General features: G+C 65.3%; 23 protein-coding genes. 11 read left to right on the top strand and 12 right to left on the bottom strand.

Annotated elements, in window-relative coordinates:
- Positions 1–25 precede the first annotated feature (25 nt).
- From V7Q53_RS20055 to V7Q53_RS20045, 3 genes are read left to right on the top strand one after another with little or no spacing between them, the layout of a single operon-like run.
- Complete coding sequence (locus tag V7Q53_RS20055; protein ID WP_333830591.1) at positions 26–658, top strand: glutathione S-transferase family protein; 633 nt, start codon at positions 26–28, stop codon at positions 656–658.
- Entirely contained in the window at positions 655–1,392 is a 738-nt protein-coding gene (locus V7Q53_RS20050; RefSeq protein ID WP_333830590.1) for an SDR family oxidoreductase, read from the top strand. The genes V7Q53_RS20055 and V7Q53_RS20050 overlap by 4 nt, the downstream gene beginning before the upstream one ends.
- 12 nt (positions 1,393–1,404) lie before the next feature.
- Entirely contained in the window at positions 1,405–2,343 is a 939-nt protein-coding gene (locus V7Q53_RS20045) for a 2-hydroxyacid dehydrogenase (protein WP_333830589.1), read from the top strand.
- Positions 2,344–2,377: 34 nt separating this feature from the next.
- Here the strand turns inward: V7Q53_RS20045 and V7Q53_RS20040 are convergent, their stop codons facing one another.
- Positions 2,378–3,997 carry an alkaline phosphatase gene (locus tag V7Q53_RS20040; RefSeq protein ID WP_333830588.1) on the bottom strand — a complete coding sequence of 540 codons (1,620 nt, stop codon included), beginning with the start codon at positions 3,995–3,997 and terminating at the stop codon, positions 2,378–2,380.
- A gap of 166 nt (positions 3,998–4,163) precedes the next feature.
- Here V7Q53_RS20040 and map point away from each other — a divergent pair, with 166 nt between their 5' ends.
- Complete coding sequence (gene map, locus V7Q53_RS20035; protein ID WP_333830587.1) at positions 4,164–4,913, top strand: type I methionyl aminopeptidase; 750 nt, start codon at positions 4,164–4,166, stop codon at positions 4,911–4,913.
- Between the two features lie 46 nt (positions 4,914–4,959).
- Here the strand turns inward: map and V7Q53_RS20030 are convergent, their stop codons facing one another.
- From V7Q53_RS20030 to V7Q53_RS19985, 10 genes are all read right to left on the bottom strand, one after another.
- Complete coding sequence (locus V7Q53_RS20030; RefSeq protein WP_333830586.1) at positions 4,960–5,718, bottom strand: tyrosine-protein phosphatase; 759 nt, start codon at positions 5,716–5,718, stop codon at positions 4,960–4,962.
- An 11-nt stretch (positions 5,719–5,729) separates the two neighbouring features.
- Positions 5,730–6,521, bottom strand: a complete 792-nt coding sequence (locus V7Q53_RS20025) for a metallophosphoesterase family protein (protein ID WP_333830585.1) — start codon at positions 6,519–6,521, stop codon at positions 5,730–5,732.
- Position 6,522: 1 nt separating this feature from the next.
- Positions 6,523–7,299 (bottom strand): ATP-binding cassette domain-containing protein, encoded by a 777-nt coding sequence (locus V7Q53_RS20020; RefSeq protein WP_333830584.1) that lies wholly within the window; start codon positions 7,297–7,299, stop codon positions 6,523–6,525.
- On the bottom strand, positions 7,296–8,297 hold the full coding sequence (locus tag V7Q53_RS20015; RefSeq protein WP_333830583.1) for an ABC transporter ATP-binding protein: 1,002 nt from the start codon (positions 8,295–8,297) through the stop codon (positions 7,296–7,298). The genes V7Q53_RS20020 and V7Q53_RS20015 overlap by 4 nt, the downstream gene beginning before the upstream one ends.
- Positions 8,294–9,115, bottom strand: a complete 822-nt coding sequence (locus V7Q53_RS20010) for an ABC transporter permease (RefSeq protein WP_442954456.1) — start codon at positions 9,113–9,115, stop codon at positions 8,294–8,296. The genes V7Q53_RS20015 and V7Q53_RS20010 overlap by 4 nt, the downstream gene beginning before the upstream one ends.
- The gene (locus V7Q53_RS20005; protein ID WP_333830581.1) at positions 9,115–10,059 is read right to left on the bottom strand and encodes an ABC transporter permease; all 945 of its coding nucleotides are present in this window, start codon (positions 10,057–10,059) and stop codon (positions 9,115–9,117) included. The genes V7Q53_RS20010 and V7Q53_RS20005 overlap by 1 nt, the downstream gene beginning before the upstream one ends.
- A 64-nt stretch (positions 10,060–10,123) precedes the next feature.
- Positions 10,124–11,635 carry an ABC transporter substrate-binding protein gene (locus tag V7Q53_RS20000; protein ID WP_333830580.1) on the bottom strand — a complete coding sequence of 504 codons (1,512 nt, stop codon included), beginning with the start codon at positions 11,633–11,635 and terminating at the stop codon, positions 10,124–10,126.
- Between the two features lie 307 nt (positions 11,636–11,942).
- Positions 11,943–12,473 carry a DUF3291 domain-containing protein gene (locus V7Q53_RS19995; RefSeq protein WP_333830579.1) on the bottom strand — a complete coding sequence of 177 codons (531 nt, stop codon included), beginning with the start codon at positions 12,471–12,473 and terminating at the stop codon, positions 11,943–11,945.
- Positions 12,474–12,566: 93 nt separating this feature from the next.
- Positions 12,567–13,352: a 2-keto-4-pentenoate hydratase gene (locus tag V7Q53_RS19990; protein ID WP_333830578.1), complete on the bottom strand. Its 786-nt coding sequence runs from the start codon at positions 13,350–13,352 to the stop codon at positions 12,567–12,569.
- Positions 13,349–14,128 carry a hydroxypyruvate isomerase family protein gene (locus tag V7Q53_RS19985; protein ID WP_333830577.1) on the bottom strand — a complete coding sequence of 260 codons (780 nt, stop codon included), beginning with the start codon at positions 14,126–14,128 and terminating at the stop codon, positions 13,349–13,351. Before V7Q53_RS19985 ends, V7Q53_RS19990 begins: the two co-directional genes overlap by 4 nt.
- Before the next feature lie 113 nt (positions 14,129–14,241).
- Here V7Q53_RS19985 and ilvD point away from each other — a divergent pair, with 113 nt between their 5' ends.
- From ilvD to V7Q53_RS19955, 6 genes are all read left to right on the top strand, one after another.
- Positions 14,242–15,978: a dihydroxy-acid dehydratase gene (ilvD, locus tag V7Q53_RS19980; RefSeq protein WP_333830576.1), complete on the top strand. Its 1,737-nt coding sequence runs from the start codon at positions 14,242–14,244 to the stop codon at positions 15,976–15,978.
- The gene (locus tag V7Q53_RS19975; RefSeq protein ID WP_333830575.1) at positions 15,975–16,862 is read left to right on the top strand and encodes an NAD(P)-dependent oxidoreductase; all 888 of its coding nucleotides are present in this window, start codon (positions 15,975–15,977) and stop codon (positions 16,860–16,862) included. The genes ilvD and V7Q53_RS19975 overlap by 4 nt, the downstream gene beginning before the upstream one ends.
- A 37-nt stretch (positions 16,863–16,899) precedes the next feature.
- The gene (locus V7Q53_RS19970) at positions 16,900–17,946 is read left to right on the top strand and encodes a TRAP transporter substrate-binding protein (protein ID WP_333830574.1); all 1,047 of its coding nucleotides are present in this window, start codon (positions 16,900–16,902) and stop codon (positions 17,944–17,946) included.
- 71 nt (positions 17,947–18,017) lie between these two features.
- Positions 18,018–18,542, top strand: a complete 525-nt coding sequence (locus V7Q53_RS19965; protein ID WP_333830573.1) for a TRAP transporter small permease — start codon at positions 18,018–18,020, stop codon at positions 18,540–18,542.
- Complete coding sequence (locus tag V7Q53_RS19960; protein ID WP_333830572.1) at positions 18,542–19,843, top strand: TRAP transporter large permease; 1,302 nt, start codon at positions 18,542–18,544, stop codon at positions 19,841–19,843. The genes V7Q53_RS19965 and V7Q53_RS19960 overlap by 1 nt, the downstream gene beginning before the upstream one ends.
- Before the next feature lie 8 nt (positions 19,844–19,851).
- Positions 19,852–20,358, top strand: a complete 507-nt coding sequence (locus V7Q53_RS19955) for a MarR family winged helix-turn-helix transcriptional regulator (protein ID WP_333830571.1) — start codon at positions 19,852–19,854, stop codon at positions 20,356–20,358.
- 8 nt (positions 20,359–20,366) lie between these two features.
- Here the strand turns inward: V7Q53_RS19955 and V7Q53_RS19950 are convergent, their stop codons facing one another.
- Positions 20,367–21,635, bottom strand: a complete 1,269-nt coding sequence (locus tag V7Q53_RS19950) for an MFS transporter (RefSeq protein WP_333830570.1) — start codon at positions 21,633–21,635, stop codon at positions 20,367–20,369.
- 121 nt (positions 21,636–21,756) lie between these two features.
- Between V7Q53_RS19950 and V7Q53_RS19945 the strand changes: the two genes are divergently transcribed.
- The coding region (locus tag V7Q53_RS19945; protein WP_333830569.1) for an ArsR/SmtB family transcription factor at positions 21,757–22,314 on the top strand (558 nt) is incomplete at its 3' end.

Here is a 22,314-nt window from a genome sequence, read left to right as displayed (position 1 = left end):
CCCCCGCCCCGACTGAGGAGCCGCAATGATCGACCTTTACACATGGACCACCCCGAACGGCCGCAAGGTCTCGATCCTGCTGGAGGAGCTGGGCCTGCCCTATACGGTTTTCCCGGTGCATATCGGCAAGGATGAGCAGTTCGCCCCTGATTTTCTCGCCATCTCCCCCAACAACAAGATCCCCGCGATTGTCGATCATGATGCCGGGGTGTCGATCTTTGAATCCGGCGCGATCATGGTGCATCTGGCCGAAAAGACCGGGCGTTTTCTGCCGACTGAGACCAAGGCCCGCGCGCAGGTCATGCAATGGCTGATGTGGCAGATGGGTGGCTTTGGCCCGATGCTGGGGCAGGTGCATTACTTCGTCAAGAACAACCCCGGCCTGTCCCCCCCCGCCGAAGAACGCTTCATGAAGGAAACCGCGCGGCTGTATGCGGTGCTTGACCGCCATCTGGCCGGGAATGAGCATGTGGCGGGCGATTATTCCATCGCTGACATGGCCATCTTCCCATGGGTCGCGCGCCATGACTGGCACCGCATCGACCTGACGCACTACCCCCATGTGCTGCGCTGGTACAAGGCGCTGGCCGGGCGCGAGGCGGTGCAGAAGGGCTATCAGGTTCCCGCCGATGCCGGGCCGATTCCGGTGCCCGCATGAGCCGGTCCATCATCATCACCGGCGCAGGCAGCGGCATCGGCCGCGCCACCGCCCGGCTGTTTCTGGCCAGTGGCTGGCGCGTGGGCCTGATCGGACGGCGCGCTGACGCCATCACCGAAACCGCGCAGAACCATCCCGCCGCGCTGCTTCTGCCCTGCGATGTGACGCAGGAAACCCAGGTGGAGGCGGCGTTTGATGCGGCCATCGCCGCATGGGGCCGTCTTGATGCGCTGTTCAACAACGCCGGGCGCGGGCTGACAGCGGCGCCCTGCGATGAGATCGACCCCGACGATTTCGCCGCCGTGATGAACGTCAACGTGCACGGCGTGTTCCTCTGCGCGCGGGCGGCCTTTGCCCGGATGCGCGCGCAGACCCCGCAAGGCGGGCGGATCATCAACAACGGTTCCATCTCATCGCATGTGCCCCGGCCCGGCTCCATCGCCTATACGGCCTCAAAACACGCGGTGACCGGCATCACCCGCACCCTGTCGCTGGACGGGCGCGCCTTTGACATCGCCTGCGGGCAGATCGACATCGGCAACGCGGTGACCGAGCTGGCCGCGCGCATGGCGACCGGCGTGCAGCAGGCCGATGGCTCCATCCGGGCTGAGGCGATGATGGATGTTCAGACGGTGGCTGAAACGGTGCTCTACATGGCCAGCCTGCCAAAGGGCGCGAATATGCAGTTTGCCACGGTGATGGCCACCAACATGCCCTTCATCGGGCGCGGATAGGGAGGGCCGATCATGGCACAGATCCTCGCCATCGGGCGGTATCATGGCATGGATGCGCGGGCCATGCAGGCAGAGTTCGCCGCCGCAGCCATCGACGCGCCCGAACAGCTGGAAACGCTGCCGGAAGCGGCGCGCGCGGCGGTTATCGGGGTGGGTTACAAGGGCCATCAGGCCTTCGGGCCTGAGCAGATGGACCTGCTGCCGAACCTGCGCATGATCGCCAAATACGGCGTGGGTTATGATGCCATCGACATTCCCGCCGCAAAGGCGCGGGGCATCACGGTGACGAACACGCCTGACGTGCTCAATGACGATGTCGCCGATCTGGCGGTGGGCATGTGGATTGCCGCGCTGCGCGAGCTGGAAACCGGGATTCACTGCGTGCGCTCCGGCGGTTGGGCGGCAGGCAAGGCCCCGCCGCTGGCGCATAAGGTCACCGGGCGGCGCGTGGGCATTCTGGGGCTGGGCCGCATCGGGCGCGAGATTGCTGACCGGCTGGCGGCTTTCAAATGCGAGATCCATTATCAGTCGCGCAGCGAAAAGGTCACGCCGGGCTGGACCCGGCACGCCGATGCGGCTTCGCTGGCCGGGGCGGTGGATGACCTGTTCATCGCGGTGGTCGGTGGGCCTGAAACCGAAGGACTGGTCGATGCGCCGGTGCTGGCGGCGCTGGGTGCTGGCGGCTGGCTGGTCAATGTGGCGCGCGGCTCGGTTGTGGATGAAGAGGCGCTGCTGGATGCGCTGGAGGCCCGCGTGATCGCAGGCGCGGCGCTGGATGTCTTCCGCGATGAGCCAAAGGCCGACCCGCGCCTGATCAACCGCCCCGATGTGCTGCCCCTGCCCCATATCGGCACCGCCACCATCGAGACACGGCGCGACATGGGCGTTCTGCTGCGCCAGAACCTGCATGCACTGCTCAAGGGTCAGCCGCCGCTTACGCCCGTCACCTGACACGGGGCGCGCGGCGGGGCTGGCGGCGCCTGCCTCAGGGTTCGGACGGGGCGCAGGCGCAGCCGCCCGCCGGGGTCAGGCCATCGGCAAAGACCCGGTTCATCACATGAAACACCGAGGTGTTGTCGATGATCGACCCGTCCCAGCCATAAGGCTGCCCCCAGAGGCGGGCCGCGCCGTGATCGCTCACCGCGAACTGCGCGAACAGATCGCTTCCCGCTCCCAGCGCCCAGAGGGGCACCAGCTCGTTCGTGTGGTTGCCCGATGCCCATTGATGGCCCGGAATGGCCCCCGCGCCACGGTCCTGCACCGCAAGGAACTCGTTGAAGACATCCTCCGCCGGGTTGAACCGGGCCGCGGCAATCGCCGCGTCCGAGCGGTCAGCCGCCACCGGGCCGCCGGTGCCGTTGGTAAAAGTGCCCTCACCCCAGATCCCGCCGGTCTCATGGTCAGAAGTGACGATCAGCAGGGTCTCGCGCCAGTCTGAATGGGCCTCGACCCAGTCGATCACCGCCGCGACCGCCGCATCAAAATCCATCTGCTCTTCGATGAAGCGGGGCATGTTGTTGGCATGGCCCATCCAGTCCACCGCGCCGCCCTCGATCATCACGAAGAAGCCGTTGGGGTTCTGGTTCAGCACGTTGAGCGCGCCAAGGCTCATGGTTGCCAGATCGGGCACATCGGGGTTGAACGCCATACCCGAAGGCGTGTCGGCCTCGGCGCGGCCGGTGCGGCTGGCCTGAAGGGTGTTATGCGCCCGCGCGATGCCGACCACCCGCCGGGGCAGGTCCCGGCCATCCGCGAGCGCGGCAAAGGCATCGCGGTCGTCGATAAAGGTGAAACCATGCGCGCCTTCATTCCCGCGCAGCGCCAGCACCGTTTCGCGCCCGCCCAGAAAGCGGAAAGCGCGCGCATCATCTTCCGCAGGCTCAACGGCATTGCCGCTGTCGTCATAAAAGGGATGGCCCGCGCCCATGATCACGCTCAGGCCGCTGCCCAGCATCTCGTTGAAGATACCGGCATAATCATTGCGCGAGACGTTATGCGCCAGCGCCGATGCCGGGGTGGCATGCGAGGCCGGAACGCTGGTCACCGTGCCCGCCGCGCGGCCCTGATCCATGGCGATTTCGGCGATGGTGCGGAAGGGGATGGTGCCGGTCCAGTCCATATTCACCCCGGCGTTCGAGGTTTTCACACCGCTGTGCAGCGCCGTGCCCGCCGCCGCCGAATCGGTGTAGGAGGTGTAGGGCATGCCGAAGGGGGCGAAATCATTGCGGAAGGTGTTTTCAAACGACATCCAGCGCCGCGCCGGGTCATAGCCCTGCGCGATGACGCCTGCCGCCTCCGCCGCATCGGTGCCGTTGGGCAGGATGGTGCCCGCCGCATCCACAAGCGACAGCGCCCAGTGGGTCTGGCCGAAGATCACCGGCGCGGTGCCGTCAGGCCGGGCAAGCTGATAGGGCTGCCGCCCGGCACGGCCTTGATAATAGTCCGACGCCAGCCAGCCGTTGAAGCCGATACCATCCGCGATCATGAGGATGACATTGCGGGCACCGATTTCCTGCGCCGCGCCGTTATCCCCGGCCCCTGCGGGACCGGCCAGTGCCGCGCCCAGTGCCAGCGCCAGAACGCCGTTCCTGATAGAGATCGTCATGCTGCACACTCCGCATTCCATGTCTGGTCTTAAAGGTTAAGCGGGCAGTGTGTCAGGGCGATAACGCGGCGGTTACACTTCCTTGTGCAGGGTGTTATGCGGGACAAAGCTGCGCGGCGGTGCTAAGGGCAGCGCGAAGCCCTGCGTATTCCCGGGAAGACACCGCATGACGATCACGCATCAGGATGAACTGGACGGGCTGAAAGACATCGGCCGCATCGTCGCCAATACCATGCATGCCATGGGCAAGGCGATGGAACCCGGCATGACCACGCGGGAGCTGGACGGGATCGGCCGCGCCTTGCTGGAGCGTGAGGGCGCGATACCTGCCCCCGAATCCACCTATGATTTTCCCGGCGCCACCTGCATCAGCGTCAACGAGGAAATCGCGCATGGCATTCCCGGTGAGCGCGTCATCCGGGCCGGTGATCTGGTCAATATTGATGTCTCGGCCTCAAGGAACGGGTATTTCGCCGATACCGGCGCCACGTTCCGCATGGGAAAGGTCAGGCCCTCGCTTGACCGGCTGTGCCGCGACGGGAAACGCGCCATGCAGACCGGCATCGCGCAGGTGGGCAGCGGCAAGCCGCTGGCCGGGATCGGCAACGCCATTGGCCGCTTTGCAGCCGGGCGCGGCTATACCCTGATCCGCAATCTGGCCAGCCACGGCGTGGGCCGGGCGCTGCACGAATACCCTGAGGAAGTGGCGACATGGCCGAACCGGGGCGACAGGCGGCGGATGCACAAGGGGCTGGTGCTGACGGTAGAGCCGTTCCTGTCCAGCGGCGGGATCTGGGCGGTTGAGGGGGATGACGACTGGACCCTTTACAGCCAGCCGCCCGCGCCCGTGGTGCAGTATGAGCATACCGTGGTGGCCACCGAGCGCGGCGCGCTGATCGTCACCTTGCCCGGATGACTGTGGGGCCCGGCTGATTATCGGGCCCGGTTAATGCAGGTAACCTTTACCGGGCAGGAACGCTGTCATGCAGCCGGTCGCTGAGCGCCGTGATGTCGCCGGGCGCCACGCCGATCTGCGCAAGATAGCGCGGCACTGAGCCATAGCGCGCCTCCAGATGGGCCAGTGTGTCGCGCATGGTGGCCGCCGGTGCGGCCAGCAGCCGGGCATAGGCAACCACATCGCCCCCCTTTTGCCGCGACATTTCAAGAAAGCCCGCGACAAGTTCGGTGATCAGCCCCTCGGTCAGCGCGTAATCCGCCACGATATCCTCGGGCGAGACCTCGGCCAGCCCCAGCAGCAGCGCCGCCACCAGCCCCGTGCGGTCTTTCCCGGCGGTGCAATGGAACATCACCGCGCCTTCATCGGCCCCGGCGATTAGCGTCATGATATCGCTCAGGGCTTCATGCCGATCATCCAGCGCGCCCTGATAGAACCCCAGCAGCGGGCAGGAGCCGTCAGCCGTTGCCGCAAGCGTGCCGGGCGCAAGTTCGGTGAAAAGCGGACGATGCACATACTGAACGCCTGCCCTTTTTGCGAAGGGGTTGGGCGTTTGCGCAATCTCGGCGCCGGTGCGCAGGTCAATCACCGTCGCCAGCCCCTCAGCCTGAAGCCGCGCCTGCCCGTCTTCGCTCAGCGCATGCGGGCTGTCGGCGCGCAGAAACCGTCGCCATGCGGTCTGCGTGCCCTGCGCCGTGGCATAGCCGCCCAGATCACGGATGTTATAGACGCCTTCCAGCGCGATATGCCGCCGGCCTAAACTCATCGGACCCATAGTCATGCGGAGACACTCAGCCGGGCGATATCGACCATGGCGATCTCGCGGCCCTCGGGCAGCATCGGTACAAAATGAACCGTGAAATCACCGCCCTCGGCCCGGCAAAGCGCAAAACTGGCGCCGTCCAGAATGCGCAGCCCCTCTTCGTGCAGCACATCAATGGTCGATTGCAGCCCGCTCGAAGCCACCAGAGACATCCCGCGCCACAGGCTCATCCGGTTCATATGGATATGCCCGGACAGGATGGCGATCACCTGATGGCCCTCAAGCAATGCCGCCAGCCGCGCGGTGGAATCCGCATCAAGGCAGGTCCAGGACCGATCGGCCTCGCTGGTCTTCGGCGGGTGGTGGGCAATGATCAGCTTGGGCAATCCGGGGTGGCGGGTCAGCGCGGTTTGCAGCCAGCCAAGCTGCGCTTCGTCCAGCGAACCGGCCACATGCCCGGGCACAAGCGTGTCCAGCGAGATCACATGCACGCCCGCCAGAACGGTATCATGGTCATAGGGCGCATCTGACCCGGCCTGCCCGAAGACCGCATGAAATGCCTCACGCCGGTCATGGTTGCCCAGGGACAGCACCACGGGCACCGGGAACGCTTCGATCAGCGGGTGCAGGGCGGCATAGCTTTCCGCATCGCCCCGGTCGGTCAGATCGCCGCTGACCACCACAAAATCAGGCCGCTGGCGCATATGGGGGATGGAGCGGGCGATGTGGCCCAGAAGCCCGGCGATACGCTCATGGTTGGTTCCGACCGTCATGTGAAGGTCGCTCAGATGCACAAAATGTGCCATGTCAGATATCCGATGCCGTCAGAAGGGTGCGTGTATATTCGTGGCGCGGGTTGGCGACGACTTCCTCAGTCTCGCCAAATTCCAGACTATCGCCATGCCGCATCACCAGCATCTGATCGCAGATACAGGCGACGACGGCAAGATCGTGGCTGATGAAAACCATGGCAAGGCCCAGCTCTTCCTGCAGATCCATCAACAGGTTGAGGATCTGCGCCTGAACCGAGACATCCAGCGCCGACACCGCCTCATCGGCGACCAGAAGCTCCGGGCGGGTGACGATGGCGCGGGCGATCGCGATGCGCTGGCGCTGGCCGCCAGAGAATTCATGCGGGTATTTCTCGGCATCCGCCGCCCGCAGGCCCACCTGATCCAGCGCCTCGGACACACGGCGCCCGATATCCGGCGCCCGCGTCACCCGCAGGGGTTCAGCGATGGACCAGCCCACCGTGCGCCTTGGGTCGAGCGAGCCGAACGGGTCCTGAAACACCATCTGGAACCGCTGGCGCGCGCGGCGCAGGGCTGCCGCGCCCAGCCGGTTCAGGTCGGTGCCCTCGAACAGAACGGTGCCCTCATCCGGCGCCTCGAACGCCATGATCATCCGCGCCAGTGTGGACTTGCCAGAGCCGGACTCACCCACCACCCCCAGCGTCTGCCCGCGCACCAGCGTCAGCGAGATGTCGTTGACGGCGGTCAGCACCGCAGGCGCGCGCAACAGCGCCGCGCGCGGCATCTTGTAGCGGCGGGTGACGCCGCGCAGTTCCAGCAGCGGCACGCTCATTCCCCGACTCCCATGGTCGCGGGCCTCACGGTTGCCGCAGGATCAAGCAGGTGGCAGGCAGCCTCCTGCCCCGCGCCCAGCCGGTGCGGGATGGGTTGCTGCGTGGCGCAATGCGGCAACTCCTGCGTGCAGCGGCCCGAAAAGCGGCAGCCCATGGGCAGATCATGCAGCGGTGGCACGGTGCCCGGAATTGTCACCAGCCGCTGGCGCCGCCCGTCAGGCCCGCGCTTGCGGTTTGCCAGCCCCGGGCGCGCGCCCAGCAGGCCGATGGTATAGGGGTGGCGCGGCGCGGAGAGCACCTGCGCGGTCGGCCCCCGCTCGACAATATCGCCGCCATACATCACCGCGACCTGTTGGGTGGCACGGGCCACGGCGGCAAGGTCATGGCTGATGAACACCAGCGCCATGTTGCGCGTTTCCGACAGGCGCACCAGCAGCTCGATGATGCGCAGCGCGACATTGGCATCCAGCGCGGTGGTGGGTTCATCGGCCACCAGCACGCCGGGGTTGCAGGCCAGCGCCAGCGCGATCAGCACCCGCTGGCGCTGCCCGCCCGATATCTCATGCGGATACTGGCGCAGGCGGGCGACGGGGTCAGGAATACCCACCTCCTCAAACAGCGCGAGCGCCCGGTCGCGGGCAGCGTCGCGCGACAGGTTTTCATGCACGCGCAGGGGCTCCATCACCGTGTCACCGATGGTGCGCAGAGGGTTGAGGGCCGCCATCGGTTCCTGAAAGATCATTGCCACGTCGCGGGCGCGGTGGCGGCGCCAGACGGCTTCAGACGCGCCCGCCAGATCGCGCCCGTTCAGCCGGATCGCCCCGCTGACCGCCGCCGCATCCGGCACCATACCCATCAGGCACAGGCCCAGCATCGACTTGCCGCAGCCTGATTCCCCCACAATGCCCAGCCGCGCGCCGGGCGCGATGCTCAGGCTGGCCTCGCGCAGGGCCAGCGCGTTGCCGAAGGCGACAGAGACGCGTTCAAGTTCGATCATGCGCGGCTCCTTGACAGGCGGGGGTCGGTGATATCGCGCAGACCATCCCCCAGCAGGCTGAAGCCCAGCACGGCCAGCATGATGCACAGGCCCGGAAAGATCGCCAGTTGCGGGGCCATGAACATCAGCGTCTGCGCCTCGGACAGCATGCGCCCCCATGAGGGCGAAGGCGGCTGCGCGCCAAGGCCCAGATACGACAGCGCCGCCTCAGCCAGAATCGCCATGGCAAATTCGATCGTGGCCTGCACAATCACCGGCGCGGCAATGTTGGGCAGAATATGGTCGCGCGAAATGGCCAGCTTGCCCTGCCCCGCCGCCCGCGCAGCGGCGACATATTCCCGCGTCCAGATCTGGTTGGCCGAGGCGCGGGCGACGCGGGCAAAGACCGGGATGTTGATGAAGGCGATGGCGGCCACTGCAATGGTCAGCGAGGGGCCGAACACCGCCGAAAGCATGATGGCGAACAGCAGCGTCGGAAAGGCAAAGCCGATATCGGCGGTGCGCATGATCAGGTCTTCGACCCAGCCACCCACGGCCGAGGCGAACAACCCCAGCACCACCCCGATTGAGCCGCCGATCAGCACCGAAATCAGCGCCACGGTCATCGAATTGCGCGCCGCCACCATCAGCTGCGAAACCACATCGCGGCCCAGCTGGTCGGTGCCCAGCCAATACACGCTATCGGGCGGCGCAAAGCGGCCGCGCACGTTCATGGCGGCGTGGTCATGGGGTGTCCAGCCCAGCGAAAGCGCGGCGATGCCGACGACGGTGGCCACCAGAACGGCGCCGATGATCAGGTTGATAGGCAGGCGGGGCATCAGCTACGGCCCTTCAGCCTGGGGTCGATCAGCACATAAAGCACATCGACAATGAAATTCACGGTGACCACGATGGCGGCAAACATCATCACCAGCGCCTGCACCACCGGCAGATCGCGGTTGGAAATCGACTGGAAGATCAGCCGCCCCAGCCCGGGCAGGTAGAACACGTTTTCAATCACGATGGTGCCGGTGACAAGCGAGGCAAATTGTAGCCCCACGATGGTGACAATCGGCACCAGCGCGTTGGGCAGGATATGCCGCCACAGCACCCGCTGGCGCGAAAAGCCGCTCGCGCGCGCGGTGCGCACATAATCCAGCCGCATCACCTCCAGCGCCGACGAGCGCGTCACCCGTGCCAGCACGGCGGCCTGCACCAGCGCCAGCGCGGCGGTGGGCAGCACCAGCGAGCGCATTGCCAGCACCGGGTCTGACCAGCCGGGAAAGCCGCCCGGCGGCAGCCATTGCAGCTTGACCGCGAACAGCAGCACCAGCAGGATCGACAGCCAGAACGAAGGCACGGCGATGCCGGTCTGGGCAAGGAACATCACCCCCCAGTCACCGGGCTTGCCGTGATTGGCCGCCGCGCCGATACCCAGAACCAGCGCCAGAATCACCGTCACCAGCATGCCGGTCACCGCCAGCGACAGGGTCAGCGGCATGCGCTCGGCAATCAGCTCGGACACCGGCACGCGGAACGACTGGCTGATGCCGAAATCCCCGGTCAGCGCGCTTGTGACCCATGCCAGATAACGGACATAGACCGGATCGTTCAGGCCCAGTTCGCGCCGCAGGTTCGCCAGCGCCTCGGGTGAGGCATCGATGCCCAGAATGGTCAGCGCGGGGTCACCGGGCAGTATGTTCATCACGCTGAACACCACCACCGAGACGGTGAAAAGCGTCAGGATGAAGCCGATGGTGCGGCGCAGCAGGAAATAGCCCATGAGCGGTCTTTCGGAAGTAATGTCGCGGGCAGTCTCCCACCCGCGACCCGGCACCAGAGGTGCGTCAGTTGACGGAAATCTCGCTCAGCGGCAGTTGCAGCACCGGCTGAGAATCCCAGAACCCTTCGACACCCTGACGGAAGATACCGATGGACGGCAGCTGGAACAGGAAGCCATGCACCGCCTGATCGGCGACCTGGTTCTGTGCCTGCTGCAGCATTTCGATGCGCGTGTCGTCAACGGTTTCGGTGCGGATGGCATTCCACAGCGCGGTGAAATCGGCATCGTCATAGCCATAGAAATAGTTGGGGCCGCGCGCGAAATTGCCCAGATCGTTGGGGCTGGTATGGGCGATGATGGTGAAGTCGTAGTTCATGTTGGTGTAGACTTCATCCAGCCAGAAGCCCCATTCCACATTCTCGATCTGCACATTCAGCCCGACAGCGCCAAGCTGCGCCTGAATGATCTCGCCCGAGCGGGTGGCATAGGGGAAGGGCGGCAGGCGCATCACCAGCGGCGCGCCGTCATAGCCTGACTCGGCGATCAGCTCGCGCGCCATGTCCTGGTCCAGCGGGTAGCGCTGGGTCAGATCGACATAGCCGGGGCCGTGCGGCGGGTAGAACGAGCCGATGGGAATGCCGAAGCCATACATCGCCCCCTCGATGATTTCCTCGCGGTCCAGCGCATGGCTGACGGCGCGGCGGAAATTGAGGTCCGAGGTCGGTTCGCGCGCGTTGTTCATGGCAAGGATCACCTCGCCTTCGGTGCTCATGACCACGACCTCAAAGCGCGGGTCGGCTTCAAACTGGGCGACCAGCTCAGGCGCGGGGAAGGTGGGGAACGCGTCCAGTTCACCGGCCATCAGCGCGGCGGTGGCGGCAGCGGGTTCCGAGATGAAGCGGAACTCGATCACATCCATCGCCACATTGTCGGCATTGCGGTGATCAGGGTTGCGCACAAGGCGCAGGCGGTCACCGCGTGTCCAGGCATCGAACTTGAACGCGCCGGTGCCGTTGGGGCGGTTGGCATTGGTGCCGACCGTGGCTTCGCTGACGATCGAGGCCGGGCCCTGCGCCAGATCAAAGAGGAAGAACGCATCGGGGTTCTTCATCACGATCTCGACGGTGTGATCATCCAGCGCGGTGATCGTGTCGATCGACGCGAAGGTGGCGCCGCGCGGGTTGGTGTTGCCTTCGGCGCGCGCGCGCTCGAACGAGAACACCACATCGGCGGCGGTGAAGGGCGCGCCATCATGGAAGGTAGCGCCCTGAACCAGATTGAAAACATAGGTCAGGCTGTCATCCGAGATGGTCCAGCTTTCGGCCAGTTGCGGGATCACCGCGCCCGACTGGTCAACCGAGGTCAGGCCCTCATAGACATTCTGGGTCAGCATCGTGTTGATTGCGGCGGTCGCATCGGCCGTAGGGTCAAGCGAGGTCGGCTCCTGTTGCATGCCGATGGCAATGCGCGATTGCGCCATCGCGGGCAGCGGCGCGGCAATCGCCAGCGCAGCGGCCAGTGCCGCAGCTGCGCTGAGGGTTTGGGCCGAGAATGCACGGGAATATCTGAACGTCATGTCACCATCCTTTCAGGTGTCTTTTAGGCCAGGGCTCAGTCTGAAGGGCATGCATAGCATAGAAAATGTCCGATGCGCCCCCGGCTCGGAACGCGCTGACAACTGGCGGGAGGCGGGTGTGCGGTCAAGCTAAATGCCTCAAATGTCATCAAAAATTCACAAAGCTGCTCAAGCGGGTGGCACCCCTGAAAACCTGTCTTTCTGCAAGCCCCATGTTTCGCACCCTCACTTTCATCTGCCTGCGCAGTTCCGCGACCGAATCGATTCTGTCGAACATTCTGCCCCTTTTCCCCCACCGCCCCCGGCCTCAACTTTCCGCACGGGCTGACCGGAGGGCCTGAATGCGCGCCTTGTCCAGCCTGACCGGGGCGCCCTGCTCATGGAAGGGCGCCTTGAAGGTGAAGGCGGTCGCCGTGGGGCCGAAATCATGCAGATGCTCATGCCGCCTGACGGCGTCGGCCCATGTCGGATACCCCGCATTCCGGTGCCACCAGATCGCAAGGGGCGGCCAGGCGGGCTTTTCAAACCACTCCCGCCCACGGCTGAGCGCGGCGGCGTGAAGCCCGGAATAGGTGAAGGCGAACATCGCCTCCAGATCGGTCCAGAGCGAGAGGGTTGCGGGCGACCAGCCATCCCCCCGCTCTTCATAAAAGCGCGGATATACTTCCGGCCCCCATGACGCGGGGCCGGGATCTGACGCATAGCCCGAACGCGCGATCATCCCCTCGGCCTGATCCACCGACAAGAGCACCCGGTCATTGAGCGCATGAAAGCCGTCATTCACCGGGTCCGCTGATGGTCTGGCAAACATGCCGAAGGTGTAAAGGGCCAGGGGCATCTGACATCCCGCAGTGAGAATAAAACGTTGGCAGGCTGCCCGGCAGCCGCAAACTCTGCGGCAGCCCGGTGCGTGGGTGAGCGTAACCGGCGGTTATTCCAGCTGCAACATGACAGTGCCCAAACCGGACATTTCCAGTTCAAACGTACCCTTCCCCTCATGATACCAGATCGGGCTGTGGGTGCCGCACAGCACCACCTGCCCCGGCTCCAGCGTCAGGCCCCGCGCGGCCAGATGGTTGGCCAGCCATGTCACGGCCTCCAGCGGGTGCTGGGGGGCGGCGCCGGTCACGTCATGGCGCAACTCACCATTCACGCGCAGTGTGGTGCGCACGGTGGCCGGGTCCAGCCTGTCAGCCGCAATGCCGGGCCCGCCCAGAACGGCCCCCGCATTGGAGATGTTCTGCGCGATGGCATCCGGCAGGTGGACGGCGCTCATATCGCAGCCGCGCATGTCCAGCAGCTCCATCGACGGGATGAACCGGGCAACCGCCCCCATCACGCGGGCAGTGTCAAAGGGTGCGTCCTGCGGGCGCAGCGTTTCGCCCATGACGGCGGCAATTTCCGGTTCCAGCGCAAACTGGCGGTAGTCCTGCGCCTGAAGCACCGCCGGGCTGTCACGCCGCTGCGCCGAAAACACCCGCCCGCTGCACGGCTCATCCAGTCTGAACCGCGCCAGAAGTGCCTTTGAATTGGCGGCAATCTTCCAGCCCGCAACGGGGCCATAGGCGCCGTCATTCATCAGCGCTCCGGCAACCCCGTCCTGCAAGGCATAGGCAGCGGCCATGTCGCGCGGCGGGGTGGCGGGCAGCGGATCAAAGGCTGCGGCGCTGCGGATATGGTGCACGATCCGCGTGGTAAATGTGTCGTCCGTGTTCATGAGAGCATCTTTCTGAAGCCGTCCATCCATTCCAGCCCGGCCTTTGTGTCGCCCGCCGGGCGATATTCGGCCGAGATCACGTCATCATAGCCGGTCTGGCGCAGCGCGCGCACAGCGGCGGTGAAGTCAATATCGCCGCTGCCCGGCTCATGGCGGCCATGGGTATCGGCGAACTGCACATGGCCGATGCGCGGTGCGGCGCGGGCGATGGCGGCGCAGAGGTCCGGCTCGGTGATCGACATATGATAGAAATCGAATTGCAGGAACAGGTTGGGGTGCGCGGCCTCATCCAGCACATCCAGCGCGGCATCAAGGCTGGTCAGGAAAAAGCCGGGCACATCCCCGGGGTTGACCGGCTCCACCATCACGCGCAAGCCGATGTCCCCCATCACATCCGCCGCGTGGCGCAGGTTGCTGATCAGCACCTGACGGCACAAGGCCGGGTCCGCATCCGCGGGGGGGCGCCCGGCCAGAATGTTGACCTTGCGCACCGACAATGCGGCGGCCTGCTGCGCGGTGCGGGCAACGGCGGCGCGGAAATCGCTTTGGCTGTCAGGCAGGGCGGCAAGGCCCACCGCATCGCCGGTGCCGCGCGGCACGTTGATCAGCACTACGGGCATGCCCGTTGCCACGCTTTCGGCGCGCAGGGCCTCGGTTTCATCGGCATCCGGAAACTGGATCTCCACACCGTCAAAGCCGCCGTCGCGCGCTGCAGAAAGGCGCTGCACCAGCGGCAGTTCCGTGAAGAGCATGGAGATGTTCGCAACAAGCTGCATTTTCATTTCCTGAAAGTTTAACCCCGAAAGTTTGACGTTGACAGGAGACGCTATCAGAGGTTTCCTTTCAAGGACAAATATTCTTAATTCAAACTTTCTCTGAAAGGACAGTCATGGCCGACCCGGCTGACAGGAAGCTGCGCTCGCGCATCACAACCGACGGTATCGACCGTACCCCCCACCGCGCCTTCATGCGGGCCATGGGGCTGGATGACGCGGCCATCGCCCGCCCGATGATCGGCGTCGTTAGCCAGAAGGGCGACGTGACGCCCTGCAACATGACCCATTATGATCAGGTCGAATATGCCAAGCAGGGCATCGCCATGGCAGGCGGCACCCCGCGTGAGTTCACCACCATCTCGGTCTCGGACGGGGTTGGCATGAACCATGAGGGGATGAAATTCAGCCTCGTCAGCCGCGAGATCATCGCCGACAGCATCGAGGCGGTGATTCACGGCCATGCCTATGACGGCCTCGTCGGCTATGGCGGCTGCGACAAGACGCTGCCGGGCGTGCTGATGGGCATGGTGCGCTGCAATGTGCCGTCGGTCTTTGTCTATGGCGGATCGGCGCTGCCGGGGCGGTTCCAGGGCCGCGATGTCTCGGTGCTGGATGCCTATGAGGCGGTCGGCGCGGTGCAGGCCGGCACCATGACGCATGATGAGCTGACCCAGCTTGAAGAGGCCTGCAAACCCACCATCGGCGCCTGCGCCGGGCAGTTCACTGCCAACACCATGGCCATGGTGTCCGAGGCGCTGGGAATGACGGTGCCCAACTCTGCCATGATCCCGGGTGTGTATTCCGCGCGTCGCGGCGTCGGTGAGCGGGCGGGCGCGCTGGTGATGGAGATGATCGCGCGCGGCGGCCCCCTGCCCCGCGATATCGTCACCCGCAAGGCGCTGGAGAATGCCTGCGCCATTGTCGCGGCCACCGGCGGCTCCACCAACACCGCGCTGCATATTCCGGCGATCGCGCATGAGGCGGGGATCACCTTCACCGCCGATGATGTTGCCGAAGTGCTGCAACGCACGCCCTTCATCGGCAATCTGCGGCCCGGCGGCAAGTATCACGCCAAGGATGTCTATGAGATCGGCGGCGCGCATGTGGTTATCAAGGAACTGATCGCGCATGGTTTTATGCATGGCGACACGCTGACCGTGACAGGCCGCACCCTTGCCGAGGAAGTGGCGCATGCCCCCGCCCCCGATGGCGAGGTGATTCGCCCGGTCTCGGATGCGATCATGTCTTCGGGCGGGGTTGTGGTGCTCAAGGGCAACCTCTGCCCGGATGGTGCGCTGCTCAAGGTGGCGGGGCTGAAGGCGCTGGTCTTCACCGGCATCGCGCGGGTTTTTGAGTCAGAGGATGACGCGGTCGAGGCCGTGCACAGCCGCGACTATGCCGAGGGTCAGGTGCTGATCGTGCGCAACGAGGGGCCCGTGGGCGGGCCGGGTATGCGCGAGATGCTGGGCCTGACCGCGCTGATCTACGGGCAGGGCATGGGCGAAAAGGTGGCGCTGCTCACCGACGGGCGCTTTTCCGGCGCGACACGCGGCATGTGCATCGGCCATGCCGCGCCCGAGGCCGCTGTCGGCGGGCCGCTGGGGCTGGTGCAGGACGGCGACCGCATCACCATCGACGGCAAGGCGGCCACGATCACGCTGGATGTGCCCGACGAAGAACTGGCGCGCCGCCGTGCGGGCTGGACGCGGCAGGAAACCCGGCACCGCGCGGGGCTTTTGTCGAAATACGCGGCAACCGTGGGGCAGGCGCATCTGGGCGCGGTGACCCATGCCGGCAACGCGCAATGGCCGGAACCGCGCACATCAAAAACCAAGGGAAGCGACGCATGAGCGATACACCGACGCTGGGATATATCGGCACGGGCCTGATGGGCGCGCCGATGGCGACCCGTCTGATCGAGGCGGGCCATACCGTCACCGTCTGGAACCGAACCCCCGCCAAGGCGCAGCCGCTGGTGGAACGCGGCGCCGCGCTGGGTGACAGCCCGGCAGATGTGGCCGCGAAATCGGACATCGTCTTCATGTGCCTGACCGATACAAAGGCGGTGCTTGAGGCGGTGTTCGGCGAAAACGGCGTGGTGCACGGTGCGCGCAAGGGCGCCATTCTGGTGGATTTCTCCTCCATCCAGCCGGAGGCCACGCGCGATATGGCCGCCCGGCTGAAGGCCGAAGCCGGGATGGACTGGATCGACGCGCCGGTTTCCGGCGGCGTGCCGGGCGCTGAGGCCGGGACACTGGCGATCATGGCGGGTGGCAACGAAGACAGCTTTGCGCGTGTCAAGCCGGTTGTCCTGCAAATGGCCTCGCGCTTCACCCTGATGGGGCCGGTCGGCGCCGGGCAGACCACCAAACTGTGCAATCAGGTGATCGTCGGCTGCACCATGGCCGTGCTGGCCGAGGCCGCGCGGCTGGCCACCAATGCGGGCGTCGATGCCGCCCGCCTGCCCGAGGCGCTGGCCGGTGGTTTTGCCGACAGCAAACCGCTGCAGATCTTCCTGCCGCGCATGGTGAATGCGCAGCATGAGCCGCCGCTGGGCCATGTCTATACCATGCTCAAGGATCTGGATTCGGTCTGTGATCTGGCGCGCTCCTGCACCTCGCCGGTGCCGTTCACCGCGATGGCGGCTGAGCAGTTCAGGCTGCTGACCGTCCGTGGCGGCGAGACCGCCGATGCGCTTGAGATCTTCAAGCTGACGGCGCCCACCAAACTGTAATACCCTGAAAAAAGACCAACCCAACAAGGAGATGAGAATGAAATACCTGAAGCCGGTGTTGCTTTCCGCAGCACTCAGCATGGCCGCCCTTCCCGTGATGGCGCAGGAAGTGACCACCCTGCGCGTCGGCAACTGGCTGCCCGCGCATCACCTGATCGTCACCGGCATCATCCAGCCCTGGGCTGCCGCGATCGAGCAGGAAACCGGCGGTTCGCTGCGCTTTGAAATCATGACCTCGCCACTGGGGCCGCCCCCCGCCACCTTCGATCTGCTGCTCGATCAGGCGTTTGACGTGGGCTACGGCGTCAGCGGCCATAATGCCGGGCGGTTCACCATGACGCAGGTGATTGACCTGCCCTTCATGTCGCCCGATCCCTGGGCCGGTTCCGCCGCCGCATGGCAGACCTATGAGCGTTTCGGTGCCGAATACGGCGAGCATGACGGCGCGCATGTTGTCGGGCTGTTCACCCATTCCAACCCGAATATCAACATGGCCAATGGCCGGATTGAAACGCTGTCAGACCTTGCAGGCACCACCATCCGTGTCGGCGGGAATGTCACCGGGCGCATCATGTCTGCGCTGGGTGCCTCGCCGGTGCAACTGCCGCCGACCGAAGCGCAGACCGCCATGTCGCGCGGCGTGGCTGACGGGATCACCTTTCCCAGCGAATCGATCGACTTCTTCGGCATCTCCCCGGTCATCACCTCGATCACGCATATTCCCGGCGGCCTTTACACCGACACGTTCTGGGTGGCCTTCAACGAGGAAAGCTGGAACGGCCTGACCGACGAGCAGCGCGCGGCGGTCGAAAAGCATTCGGGCATGGCCATCGCCCTGCTGGCCGGCTTCGCATGGACCAATGCCGACATTCAGGCAGACAGCAATCTGGCCGCGCAGGGCGTCGAATTTCTGACCCTGTCGGACGAAGACCTGACGCAAGCGCGCGAAATCCTGCTGCCGCTTGAAACCGAATGGCTGGAACAGGCCAATTCAAAAGGTTTCGACGGTGAGGCGATTCTGGAATATGCGCGCGGCATGGTTGAACATTACAGTGTCTACATGTCGGGCACTGCTGCCGAGTAACAGCCTGCACCAAAAGCCTTTCCGGCATCGCCCCCCGGCGGTGCCGGAAGCCAGCCAAGGAAATTCCCCTCATGCGCGCCCTTCTACGCCTGTTTGACCATCTCTGTCTAGCGCTTGCCTGGCTTTCCGGGCTGATCGCCGCTTTCATCATGACCGTAACCTTTGTCGGCGTGGTGATGCGCTACATCCTGCGCAAACCGCTCATGGGCGGGTTTGAGATGATCGAGATCGGCATGGGGCTGGTTGTGTTCTGCGCCCTGCCCTGGATGGTGCGTCAGGGCGGCAATATCCGCGTTACCATCCTGTCAGACCGCTTTTCCCCCCTGTTCTCGCGGCTTGCCGATTTTGGCGCGCAGCTTCTGGGGGCGGGGCTGAGTGCTTTCATTGCATGGCGCATCTGGCTTCAGGGCGTGCGCCTGCTGACCTATAACGAGGTGACGATGGAACTGCGCGTACCCAAGGGCCTGATTGCGCAAAGCATGTCGGTGCTGCTGGCCGTGACCGCACTGGCCTTTCTGGTCTGCGCATTCGAGGCGCTGCGCCGCTCCGGCCGCACGAATGAGCCCGGCACAGAATCCCGCATGGGGTCGCTGTGATGGGTGTCTGGGAAATCACCGCGATCAGCTTTGGTACTGTTTTCGTCATGATGGGCCTTGGCGTGCCGATTGCGCTGGCGATGCTCGTTGTCGGTCTGGGCGGCATCTGGGTCACCATATCCGAGCGCACGGCGATGGGGATGATCGGCCAGCTGCCGATAAACACCACCATGTCCTATGAGCTGTCGGTGCTGCCGATGTTCATTCTGATGGGCGTTCTGGTCACCCGCGCGCGCATGTCGGGCGATCTCTATCGCCTGTGCCATGGCTTTGTCGGCCATTATCGGGGCGGGCTGGCTGCGGCCACTATCCTTGCCTGCGGCGGGTTCTCGGCGCTCAGCGGCTCCTCCATCGCAACGGCGGCAACCATGGCCAAGGTCGCGGTGCCCGAGATGCGCCGCTACGGCTACAAGGACGGGTTTGCGGCGGCGACCGTGGCATCGGGTGGCACTTTGGGCATCCTGATTCCGCCCTCGGTCATTCTGGTGCTCTATGGCATTGCCACCGGCACCGATATCGGGGCGCTGTTTCTGGCCGGTATCGTGCCGGGAATACTGGCCATCGTGCTGTATCTGGCCGCCATCCGCATCACCGCGCAGATCGACCCTTCCTGCGCGCCCGCCGCACCCCGGGTTGACTGGTCGGTGCGGCTGAACAACCTGCGCAGCATCGGGCCGATCCTGCTGCTGTTCATCGGCATCATCGGCGGCCTTTACAAGGGTGTGTTCACGCCGACTGAGGCGGGCGGTGTCGGTGCGACCGGCGCGCTCCTGTTCGCCATGTGGCGCCGGGTGATGACCTTCCGCATCCTCATCGATTCGCTGATCGAAACCGTGACGACCACCGCCAGCCTGTTCTTCGTGCTGATCGGCGCGATGGTGTTTTCCAACTTCATGAACCTGCTGGGCCTGCCCGCTGCGCTGTCAGACCTGATCAGCGATCTGGGCCTCAGCCCCATGGCGGTGATCTTCGCCATTCTGGCGATCTATCTGGTGCTCGGCATGTTCATGGAAAGCCTGTCGATGATCCTGCTGACGATTCCGATCTTCTTTCCCATTGTCACGCAGCTTGGCTTTGACCCCATCTGGTTCGGCATCTTCGCGGTCATGGTGACAGAGCTGTCGATGATCACGCCGCCGGTGGGGCTGAACCTGTTCGTCATCAAATCGGTAATCCGCGATCTGTCGATGAGTGCGGTCTATCGTGGTATCGTGCCCTTCGTTCTGGCCGATATCGTGCGGATTGCCATCATCATCGCCCTGCCATGGATCGTCACGTTCCTTCCGGCCATGGCGCAGTAGGAACAGCCATGCCAGACCCTGACCTTCCCGCCCTGCTCTATGACAAACACAGCCCGCCCGTGTTTGAGGAACTGGATTACGGGATATTGCATGATTTTATCGGCCAGCATCTGCGCGTGGCCTATGAGGTTGCCTATGCCGACTTCAAACTGCGGCTGGGGGATGAGGCGCTCAAGCCCGGCTATTTCACCATCCTCACGTTGATCGTGCGCAACCCCCGCATCACCCAGACGCAGATCGCCCTTGCATCGGAGCGTGACAAATCGAACGTCACCAATGCGTTGCGCTGGATGGAGGATAACGCGCTGATCGTCCGGCATCTGTCATTCAACGACCGGCGCACGCATATGTGCACCGCCACGCAGGCCGGGATTGAGCTGCAGGCGCGCATCGAGCGCAAGGCCGCCGCGCATGTTCAGGCGCTCAATGACGCGATAAGCCCGCTCAGCCGCGCCGATTTCGCCAGAACACTCAAGCAGATGATCGCCGCCCTGCAACCTCAGGCCCCTGAGTAAGCCGCAATTCACCGGCCCCGGGGTGCTGCGCCCCGCCCGGCCAGAAAGCAGGCAATAGCGGCAAGCTGGATTGCGGCGGCGCAGGCGAAAAGGGCCGCGCGAGCTTCCGCACCGCTCAGGGGGCCAATGCGCAGCAGGCCAAAGGCGGCGGGGGCAAAAGCATACCCGGCCTGCCCGATAGCCACGATCAGCGGCACCACGCGCGCGGCTTCAGGTGCTGTGAACTCCTGCTGCGCGATCAGCGGCGGGAGGGAGGTTGCATTGCCGATCCCCAGCCCGAACAGCGCGATACCCAGCGCCAGCCACATCCCGCCCTCCCCCGCCGCAAGGAGGAACAGGAGCGAGCCGCCGACCTGCACCGCATAGCTGAGGCTGGCAACAACGCGACGGTCGGCCGAGACTGGCATCACCCAGCCCACCAGTGAGCGGCCCAGAATGGCGGCCAGCGTCGCCCCGCCCATCGCCAGCCCCGCCATGCCTTCGCCCAGCACCGGCACCAGCAGCGAGAAGAGATGCGCCAGTAGCCCGATCTGCGCGAACAGCCCCAGTGCCATTCCTGCCGCCAGCGTCAGAAACCGCCGGTCGCGCAGAAAGGTGCGGGTCTGTGCCGCCACCGGGACGGGCGAAGGGGCGGGCGGAGGGGCGAGGGGCAGCGCCGCGCCATCGGGCGCCTGCCCCATCCCCTCAGGCGTGCGCGTGAATACCAGCGCTGACAGCACCACCACCACCGCCACCATCACCCCGCCGACCACCAGTGCGGCAGGCACGAAGCCGATACCGGCAATCAGCGCAATCCAGAGGGGGGAAAAGATTACCCCGCCAAGGCTGGCACCGTTATAGGCCATGCCAAGGGCCGCCGGGCGGCGCAGGTTGAACCATGGCGCCACCAGCGCATTCACCGCCGCCGCCCCCATCGCCACCCAGCCCGCGCCGCTGGCCAGCGCCGCGCCGAACAACTGCCACGGTTGCGTCGCCATCGCCCAGCCCAGCACGCCAAGCGCCAGCAGAACCGCGCCAAGCACCGTCACCTGCGCCACGCCCAGTCTGCGATACAGCCGGGGAAGGTTCGCCACGACCACCGCGCCCACCAGAAAATGCACCGTCACCGCCGCCGAGACCATCGCCACCGGCCAGCCGCTGCGCGCGACCACCGCATACAGAAACACCGGCGGGCCATAAAAGCCCACGCCCCAGCCAAAGGCGGCCAGGAGCGTGGTTGCGGCAACGACATACCAGCCAAAGAACGGGCGGGGCCTTGTTAGCGGCAGCGGGATCATGCGGAAACTCTCCTTGAAATGCCCGCCGCTTATCGCTGCAATGGCGGGGCTGATGCTTCGGTGCGGGCCGAAGTATTCCGCGCGACTTTGCGTTAGGATGTTTTCAGCCGGAGGGAACGGAATGGCCACATCGAACCGAATCGCCGAGGTTGCCGCCGCCGTGGGTGAACCCGCCCGCGCGGCCATGCTGGCAGCGCTGATGGATGGCCGCGCGCTGACCGCGTCTGAACTGGCCGAGGTCGCCGCCGTCACCCCGCAAACCGCCAGCGGCCATCTTGCGCGGCTGGCCTCGGTCGGGCTGATTGTGGCGGAAAAGCAGGGGCGCCACCGCTATCACCGCCTTGCCAGCGCCGAGGTGGCGCGCATGATCGAAAGCGTGATGCAGATTGCCGGCGGCGTCACCCTCAGCCGCCCCTTGCGCCGCACCGGCCCCAAAGACGCCGCGCTGCGCCATGCGCGCAGCTGTTATGACCATCTTGCAGGCCATCTGGGTGTCAGCATCGCCGATGCGCTGCGCGCCAGCGGCGCGGTGACCATCGAGGGTGACGCCGCATTGCTGACCGAGGGCGGGCTGGCCCGGATGCAGGCGCTTGGCATCCTTGCGCCGGAGGGCGGCCAGCGCACCGCCCGCCCCCACAGCCGCCCTCCGGCGCAAGGCTGCCCAGCGCCTGCATCCGGG

It is taken from the genome of Pararhodobacter sp., assembly GCF_036802785.1.
Classification (GTDB): Bacteria; Pseudomonadota; Alphaproteobacteria; order Rhodobacterales; family Rhodobacteraceae; genus Pararhodobacter.
This window is presented reverse-complemented; position numbering and strand designations above follow the sequence as displayed.

Coding starts and splice junctions, on each gene's coding strand:
- V7Q53_RS20055 (WP_333830591.1), top strand. CDS start 26: ATGATCGACCTTTACACATGGACCACCCCGAACGGCCGCAAGGTCTCG.
- V7Q53_RS20050 (WP_333830590.1), top strand. CDS start 655: ATGAGCCGGTCCATCATCATCACCGGCGCAGGCAGCGGCATCGGCCGC.
- V7Q53_RS20045 (WP_333830589.1), top strand. CDS start 1,405: ATGGCACAGATCCTCGCCATCGGGCGGTATCATGGCATGGATGCGCGG.
- V7Q53_RS20040 (WP_333830588.1), bottom strand. CDS start 3,997: ATGACGATCTCTATCAGGAACGGCGTTCTGGCGCTGGCACTGGGCGCG.
- map (WP_333830587.1), top strand. CDS start 4,164: ATGACGATCACGCATCAGGATGAACTGGACGGGCTGAAAGACATCGGC.
- V7Q53_RS20030 (WP_333830586.1), bottom strand. CDS start 5,718: ATGAGTTTAGGCCGGCGGCATATCGCGCTGGAAGGCGTCTATAACATC.
- V7Q53_RS20025 (WP_333830585.1), bottom strand. CDS start 6,521: ATGGCACATTTTGTGCATCTGAGCGACCTTCACATGACGGTCGGAACC.
- V7Q53_RS20020 (WP_333830584.1), bottom strand. CDS start 7,299: ATGAGCGTGCCGCTGCTGGAACTGCGCGGCGTCACCCGCCGCTACAAG.
- V7Q53_RS20015 (WP_333830583.1), bottom strand. CDS start 8,297: ATGATCGAACTTGAACGCGTCTCTGTCGCCTTCGGCAACGCGCTGGCC.
- V7Q53_RS20010 (WP_442954456.1), bottom strand. CDS start 9,115: ATGCCCCGCCTGCCTATCAACCTGATCATCGGCGCCGTTCTGGTGGCC.
- V7Q53_RS20005 (WP_333830581.1), bottom strand. CDS start 10,059: ATGGGCTATTTCCTGCTGCGCCGCACCATCGGCTTCATCCTGACGCTT.
- V7Q53_RS20000 (WP_333830580.1), bottom strand. CDS start 11,635: ATGACGTTCAGATATTCCCGTGCATTCTCGGCCCAAACCCTCAGCGCA.
- V7Q53_RS19995 (WP_333830579.1), bottom strand. CDS start 12,473: ATGCCCCTGGCCCTTTACACCTTCGGCATGTTTGCCAGACCATCAGCG.
- V7Q53_RS19990 (WP_333830578.1), bottom strand. CDS start 13,352: ATGAACACGGACGACACATTTACCACGCGGATCGTGCACCATATCCGC.
- V7Q53_RS19985 (WP_333830577.1), bottom strand. CDS start 14,128: ATGCAGCTTGTTGCGAACATCTCCATGCTCTTCACGGAACTGCCGCTG.
- ilvD (WP_333830576.1), top strand. CDS start 14,242: ATGGCCGACCCGGCTGACAGGAAGCTGCGCTCGCGCATCACAACCGAC.
- V7Q53_RS19975 (WP_333830575.1), top strand. CDS start 15,975: ATGAGCGATACACCGACGCTGGGATATATCGGCACGGGCCTGATGGGC.
- V7Q53_RS19970 (WP_333830574.1), top strand. CDS start 16,900: ATGAAATACCTGAAGCCGGTGTTGCTTTCCGCAGCACTCAGCATGGCC.
- V7Q53_RS19965 (WP_333830573.1), top strand. CDS start 18,018: ATGCGCGCCCTTCTACGCCTGTTTGACCATCTCTGTCTAGCGCTTGCC.
- V7Q53_RS19960 (WP_333830572.1), top strand. CDS start 18,542: ATGGGTGTCTGGGAAATCACCGCGATCAGCTTTGGTACTGTTTTCGTC.
- V7Q53_RS19955 (WP_333830571.1), top strand. CDS start 19,852: ATGCCAGACCCTGACCTTCCCGCCCTGCTCTATGACAAACACAGCCCG.
- V7Q53_RS19950 (WP_333830570.1), bottom strand. CDS start 21,635: ATGATCCCGCTGCCGCTAACAAGGCCCCGCCCGTTCTTTGGCTGGTAT.